Here is a 1,463-nt window from a genome sequence, read left to right as displayed (position 1 = left end):
ACCGTCGACGGCGGCGCCGCCAACGTCAAGGACGTCTACCCGCTCGCCCCGCTCCAGGAGGGCCTGCTCTTCCACCACCTCCTCGCCGACGGCGGGGACGACGCCTACGTCATGCCGGCGGTCTTCGAGTTCGACTCCCGCGTACGCGTCGACGCCTTCGCCGACGCACTCCAGCGCGTGATCGACCGGCACGACATCTACCGGACGTCCTTGGCGTGGGAGGGCCTGAGCGAGCCGGTCCAGGTCGTATGGCGCCACGCCACCCTGCCCGTCGTGGACGTGACCCTGGACCCGGCTGCCGCCGACCCGGTCGCCGACCTCGTCGCCACCGCCGGCGCCCACATGGACCTGCGCCGGGCCCCGCTGCTCGACCTGCACGTGACGGCCGACATCCGTGGTGGCCGCCAACTCGTGCTGCTGCGCATGCACCACACCGTTCGCGACCACACCGCGCTCCAGGTCGTCCTCGACGAGGTACAGGCGTTCCTGGCGGGCCGGGGCGACGAACTGCCCGAGCCACTGCCGTTCCGCAACTTCGTCGCCCAGGCCCACGCGACCATCGACCGCGCCGAACACGAGCGCTACTTCACCGACCTCCTCGGCGACGTCACCGAGCCCACCGCCCCGTACGGAATGACGAACGTACGCGGTGACGGATCGGACGCCGTCCTCGCAGCGCTCCCACTGGCCCAGGAGCTGACCGCACGGCTCAGAACAGCCGCGCGCCGCGCGGGCGTCAGCACGGCGACCGTCCTGCACGTCGCCTGGGCCCGGGTCCTCGCCGCCGTCAGCGGCCACGACGACGTGGTCTTCGGAACCGTCCTGCTCGGACGCATGAACGCCGGCTCGGGCGCCGACCGTGTCCCCGGCCCCTTCATGAACATGCTGCCGGTGCGCGCCCGCACCTCCGAACTCGGCGCGCTCGCCGCTGTGTCCGCGATGCGCGGCCAGCTGGCGGAACTCCTGGAGCACGAACACGCGCCGCTGGTCGTCGCCCAGCGCGCCGGCGGGGTCACCGGCGACACCCCGCTGTTCACCTCCTTCCTCAACTACCGGCACAACGTCGGCCAGGACGCCGAGACGAGCTGGGACGGGGCGATGGAAGGGACGCGCCTGCTCTCCGCACGCGAACTCTCCAACTACCCGCTCGCGCTCCTCGTCGACGACAACGGGGACGAGATCGGTCTCTCCGTGGACGCGATGGCCCCCATCGACTCCGCCGCCGTGGCTGCCCTGGCCCGCACGACCGTCACCCACCTCGTCACCGCACTGGAGTCCGCGCTGGACGGCGGACCCGACCTGCCGCTGAACGCGATCCGGGTGCTCGGCGACGACGAGCGTCGTCTGGTGGTGGAGGAGTGGAATGAGACGGATGCCGATCTGGTGCCGGCGACGTTGCCTGAGTTGTTCGAGGCGCAGGTGGAGCGGGCGCCGGATGCGGTGGCTGTCGTGTTCGAGGGCGA

At 71.6% G+C, this 1,463-nt stretch carries 1 protein-coding gene; it reads left to right on the top strand.

Translation table 11 applies throughout. From position 1 onward, the window contains the following. On the top strand, positions 1 to 1,463 hold a 1,463-nt coding region (locus ACFVZW_RS37065), incomplete at both ends, for a condensation domain-containing protein (protein ID WP_384531009.1).

Source organism: Streptomyces sp. NPDC059567 (genome assembly GCF_042735655.1).
Classification (GTDB): domain Bacteria; phylum Actinomycetota; class Actinomycetes; order Streptomycetales; family Streptomycetaceae; genus Streptomyces.
The sequence above is the reverse complement of the archived record's forward strand: the minus strand, read 5'-3'. Positions and strand labels throughout refer to the sequence as shown.